General features: G+C 66.1%; 6 protein-coding genes. 1 reads left to right on the forward strand and 5 read right to left on the reverse strand.

All coding sequences use genetic code 11. The features are described from left to right. Nucleotides 1-589 (reverse strand): cyclic nucleotide-binding domain-containing protein (locus tag VFC51_07040; GenBank protein ID HZT06770.1); only part of this gene is annotated, 589 nt, incomplete at its 3' end. 44 nt (nucleotides 590-633) lie between these two features. Between VFC51_07040 and VFC51_07045 the strand changes: the two genes are divergently transcribed. Beyond that, a complete protein-coding gene (locus VFC51_07045) occupies nucleotides 634-1,074 on the forward strand; it encodes a hypothetical protein (protein ID HZT06771.1) in 441 nt (146 codons plus the stop codon). A gap of 35 nt (nucleotides 1,075-1,109) precedes the next feature. Here VFC51_07045 and VFC51_07050 read toward each other — a convergent pair whose 3' ends face one another. The 4 genes from VFC51_07050 to VFC51_07065 form a co-directional block, all read right to left on the reverse strand. Then, complete coding sequence (locus VFC51_07050; GenBank protein HZT06772.1) at nucleotides 1,110-2,243, reverse strand: extracellular solute-binding protein; 1,134 nt, start codon at nucleotides 2,241-2,243, stop codon at nucleotides 1,110-1,112. Nucleotides 2,244-2,340: 97 nt separating this feature from the next. Continuing rightward, a complete protein-coding gene (locus tag VFC51_07055; protein ID HZT06773.1) occupies nucleotides 2,341-3,666 on the reverse strand; it encodes a hypothetical protein in 1,326 nt (441 codons plus the stop codon). Next, nucleotides 3,663-5,051, reverse strand: a complete 1,389-nt coding sequence (locus VFC51_07060; protein HZT06774.1) for a hypothetical protein — start codon at nucleotides 5,049-5,051, stop codon at nucleotides 3,663-3,665. Before VFC51_07060 ends, VFC51_07055 begins: the two co-directional genes overlap by 4 nt. Beyond that, nucleotides 5,048-5,484: polysaccharide deacetylase family protein (locus tag VFC51_07065; protein ID HZT06775.1), on the reverse strand; the 437-nt coding region annotated here is incomplete at its 5' end. The genes VFC51_07065 and VFC51_07060, both read right to left, overlap by 4 nt.

The raw sequence follows: 5,484 nt of genomic DNA on the forward strand, positions 1-5,484 counted from the left end.
CGGCCGTCGCAATCTCCAGCCACCGTCGAAAGTGTCCGTCGATCCGATCCATCAACGGCAACGCACGCTCGAGATACGATCGGGTCTCGGACCGGTTTCGCGGGGGCTCGGTTGAAGCCTCAACGGAATCGGCGGCGAGCGCCTGCGAAACGTGCTCCGCCGACGCGACGCCCGCGACGTCCGCAATGGAAGCGTTCGTCTCCCGCAGCTTCCGCGCGAGGATCGCCATGAGTCGCATGCACGTGATCGGCGATTGCTCGAGCAGGGCGATGATCGGACGCGACGGCAGAAAATACGCCGAACCGGGCTCCGCTGCGGTCACGGTCGCGGAGCGCGGCTCACCGTCCAACACGCCCATCTCGCCGACGACCTCGTTCCGTCGGGCGATGGCGACCTGAATCTCTCCTCGCTCGTCGGCCGCCGAGACGCGGACTGAGCCGCTGAGAATGATGTAGAGGCCGTCGGAGGGATCTCCCTCGCGAAAGAGCACATCGCCCACTGCGAATGGCACCTCGCGCCCCTGCGCGGCGACCGGCGCCAGCAAGTCCGACGGCGTCCCGATGAACAGCCAGTGGTCAAATGGTCTCAATCGCGTCTCTGTCATGGCGGTGGCATTTTCGAAAATGAGGCCGAGTGCGTCAAGCGGTTGCAGTGATGGCCGGCGGCCGCGTGCCCTATGATCGTCCGAGCGCTCAGCGCCATGGGAGATCGATGCACTGGCTGCTCTTCGTCGTCGCCGTCCTCATCGCCGTCGCCGGCGGCATGGTCGCATGGTTCGAGCCGGAGGTTGGGACGTGGATTCTGCTCTTCGGGATCTTCCTCGGCGTCGCGGCGCGGTTCGTTCAGGCGTCAGCGTACAGCCGCCGGGCGCGGGATGTCGAAGAGCTGCTGGCGGAAGTGTTGGCTGAGATTCGGGATATCGGCGACGATCTGGCTGAGTACACCCGAGGACGAACGCCGACCGAGCATGGCAGCCGCGCTCCCCACGATCTCCCGTCGGAGTTGCAAGACGTCCGCCGACCGGCCTGGCGCTCCGCGCTTCGGTGGCTGCTGCGCCGCGGGCGTGGAGCTTAGCCCAGCGCCTTCCGATTCGGTCGCGCGCTCTTCGATCAGCTCTTGATCAAGCCGGCGAGGAGGTCCGTCACCTCATCCTTCATGGAGATGTAGCGTTCTTTGTAGTTCTCCTGGTAGGCGACGCCGGGTTTGGGAACGACGGACTCGGGCAGGAAGTCGGTGGGCACGTCGCTCCGGCGGCTGGCAAGTCCCGAGGCTTTGCTCCATTCGAGCTGACCCTCGGGCGAGAGGATGAAGTTCAGGTAGACCTTGATGGCGTTCGGGTGCGGAGCCCTGTTCGCCACCGCGATCGTCGCGTTGCTTCCGGAAACGAAGCTGCCCTCCTTGATCTGTTCGCCCGGGAACAGCTCGAGGGGTAGGCCGCGGCCCTTCAGCTCATACGCCAGAACGCCACTCGGGCCAATGGCCAAGGGGTACTGGCCCTTGGCAACCCAATCGAGAATCTGCCGGTCGTCTCGCGCGACGTTCGGCTCCTGGGCGAAAAGCTGCTCGATGAACGGCTTGCCCAGCGACGGCGTTGTATAGAAGAAGGTCATCATGTCGAGTCCCGCGCCCGGCACGCGCGGATCGAGCATCGCGATCTTCCCCTTCCACTTGGGATCGAGCAGGTCCTGGTAGGAGCTGAACTCACTCGGGGAGACGAGCGTCGGGTTATAGATGAACGGGATCTGGACGCGCCCAGCCACGACGAGGTTGTACTGCCCCCCCTCGTCGGCGAAATCGAACTGGCCCCCGCGCCAGACGGACTCGTTGCGATCGTCCGGCCCGACCAGGAATGGTCGGATGGGATCGAGCGCGTTGGCAGGCATGAGCGTGCCGACGATGGTGGTGGTGCCGACGATGATCAGGTCGGTGGTGTACTGGTCGGCGGCGCGCTCGGTGAGGAGCCGTGGCGGGATCTGTGGCGGCGGCGGGCCAGTATATTCGACGGAGATCTCCGGGTAGTGACGTTCGAACGGCTGGGTCAACGCCTCCTCGACGTCCGCGCCCGCGGGTCCGATGATGACGACTTTCCCTTCCTGTTTGGCAGCCGCGACCAGCGCAGACCAGTCGCGATCCGCTGCCGATTCGGACGGCGGGGAGCCGCCAGCAGCCGGTGGCGTGCAGCTCGAGGTGGTCAGCACCACGGCTACGGCTCCGAGCGCGAAGGACATGATTCGTTGGAGCATCCGGATCTTTCGCATCGGCATCCCACGTTCACAGGATTTGCGACGGCACAGCCTACGCGTTGGCGGACCGGTTTGTCCAGGAGGTCGTATGCGCCGCTTACGAACCGGGGGTTGGCTCATCCAATGCGTAGTAATCGAGGGTCCGGTGAACGTGGCCGAGCTGCTGGCGTGCGGCTACGAAGACGCCGACCGCCCCCTGCAAGAGACCCTGGGGTGTCGAAACCCGGATGAGGCCGACCGCCGCGAGCATGACCGGGATGGCCACAAGCGGGGGACCAATCGCGTCGAATGCAAGCCGCGAGACCCGCGGGCGCGAGATCCGGGCTGCGTGGAGTCCGGGTTTTCGTTGGGCGATCCAGTCACCCAGCAGGACACCGGCAACGACGTTGGCGATGGCCGCCGGCGCCATGAGAAATCGCTCGGCCTGGTACCAGTAGGGAAGGTGGACGGCGAGGGTGAGGAGCAGCGCGGTGACCCCAAATCTTCCGACGGCGCCGCGCGCACCGGAGACCGCGCGAAATCGAAGAAGCCCGAACAGCCCGATGGCCGACACGAACGGGAGCGAGAGAAAGAAGTCCGAGCCCAGGAGAGCCAGCGGGTACAGAACGATGTTCGGCAGCTGCCAGTGCAGTGGATGCGCGTCCATGTCGACGAGCCATCGTGGGCTTTTCCAGAGATTGGTGACGGAGAAAAGCGATCCGATGCCTCCGCTTCCATCCCTGCCGAAGCCCTGCGCCTGATATCCGGTCGCCAGCGGCGATCCATATGCGCTCCATTGCCAGAGCGCGAGACCGACGACCAGTGGCATTGCCGCGACGAGATACAGAAGGGCGCGTCGTCGCCACGTGGCGCGGGCGGAGCACGCGGCAAGACCAGCGCCAAGCAGGACGAAGTTGGTGGGTCGAATCCACACGAGCGCTCCTGCGATGACGCCGGCCGCGAGAAACGACGTTGATGGCTCGGCTATGGCGAGCATGGCCATCTCCAGCACCACGAGACAGGCGGACGGCAGGTCACTCATGACGATGCGCGAAAACAGGATGGAGGCGGCGGTAAATAGAGTCGCGGCGACGGCCACGGGTGCTGCGAGCGGCTCTCCGATGCGCGACGCCAGGATCGCCGCCAGAACCCCCAACAGGAGCGCCGAAGCGAAGGGGACCCACACCGCGCCGCTGATGCCGCCGACGGCCACGGCCGGAATGAGGAGGATCGAGAAGCCTGGTGAGTACCTCGGCACATGGGATGGGCCGTCCCAAGACACCTCATACGCGCCATGAAGCAGGCCCTCGGCAGCGAAGGCGTAATCGCGGCTGTCCGGTAGGGGGCCCGGAACCTGACTCGGAACAACCGTTGGCCACGCAATCAACGCGAACGCGAGCAACAGAACCGTGACCGCGGCGGCCCACCATCTGCTCTGCGTCACGTTCGAGGCAGCCATGCCGCCGCGGATCGGGGCCCGCCCTTCTGGCGATGACGATCTGCGCGCCACCAGAGGTCATATGCGCAGTACAGCGCTGCCGCGGAGAAACAGGAGAAATATGCGATGCCCACCGCGGGGAGCCCCCATGCGCGCATCGTGGCGCCCGCCACGGCGAGCGTCGAGATGGACCCAAAGGAAATGAGACGGACTGCCGCCCCAAAGCGCCTGCGTACCCGCATGACGGTCGCGTACAGCTCGGTCACCGTCTTCGGGATCGCGAGGAGCGCCAGCCACACCAGCAGCGGCCCGCCATGTTCGCCATACCCGCTGCCAAGCAGGCCAAGCGCAGCTTGGCCTGCTATCAAAAGGAAGAGCGCCGCGGGCACGACGACCGCGAGCATGGCGACAAGCACCTGGTTCAGATGGCGTCGGTCAAGCACTCCCGCTGACGCCGTGTGGGCGAAAAGCGCGTTGTTGGTCGACGTCACGATGGTCAGGAGCTGCATCGTGATCATCCACGTCGTGTAGTAATAGGCGTTGTCTTCGAGCGAAAGCATGTTGGAGACCATGAGAGGGAGGAGCAAATAGGGCGCCATAGCCATCAGGACGTAACCGTGGTTCTTCACGGCGAGGGGAAGGACCTGCGTCACCGCCCGGATGTCGAGGTCGGCCCGGAATTGACGGCCACTGGGGTTTCGTCGGAAGAATGGGGCCACGACGATGGCTGTAGAGATGAGGGCGCTTGCGCCCCACGCGGCGGCGAGGCCGAAGCCGGCGTCGTCGCCCCACAGGCCAATGACAATGGGCACCGCGCCCAGTCGCACCAGCGCCGCCACGGCGTGTCGAAGGAGCAGCAACCCCGCGCACCTCTCGACCATCAAAACGTCGTCGAGGATCAGCGACGTACTCCAGAAGGCGCATGTGGCCACGAAAGTCCAGAGCTGCATCGGTGATTCGGCCAGCTCGCCGAGCTGGACGCGGAGCGCGGCCGCGCCGCAAACGAATCCGAGCGCGAGGAGCGCGGAGACCAGAAAGACGAGGGCGAGCGCGGCGTTGACCGTGGCGCTCCATCTGGCGCCCGCGCGCGGCAGAACGTAGGTCATCCCGAGGCCCGCTCCTATCCCGCCGAGCGCGCTCACGAGCGCCATGGCGGAGACGAGCGCCGCGGCATATCCCACCGTTCCTGGGCTGGCACCGCGCGCGGCAGCCGTCCAGTAGAGATAGCCAAGGATGCCCGTGAGGAGCGTGGCGGATACGAGACACGCTGAGGCCCGCGCGAGTTGGAGCCCGAATGGGCGCGCGGCGCGCAGGTCGGTCCAGGACTGGCGGAGGTAATCCAATGCGCGCGACGGGGATCGCGTGCCCTCTGCTCCGCCCCGGAGCCTCATGGCTTCGCCGATCCGCTGAGGTGTCGCAGAACCGCGGCGCGCTGGCGTCGCACGACGCGCCAGATCCAGGTGCGTCGACGTTCCGGGACAGGACCAAGCGGGGCACGCGCGAAAAGTCGCTCCAGGTCGGATGCTTGCGTGTCACAGGTCATGACGAGCCGTGCCAGAGCGAAAGGATCATCCCCGGCGTTGCTGACGCCGGGCTGTGTGGAACACGCGCCGATAAATCCCGCCGCCCGGACCATCTGCTTGACAAGCCCGTCGAATTGGCCGTGGGGGTAGCAGAAGGTGGAGATGGTTCTGCCCGTCTCCCCCTCGATCGCGCGGCGGCTCTCTTCGATCTCTCGGCAGGCATCCGCGCGCGGGAGGGCGTCGAGCTGAGCGTGGCTCACGCCGTGCGCGCCCACCTCGACGACTCGCGGATCGAGGGATC

The organism is Chloroflexota bacterium (assembly GCA_035652535.1).
Lineage (GTDB): Bacteria > Chloroflexota > UBA6077 > UBA6077 > SHYK01 > DASRDP01.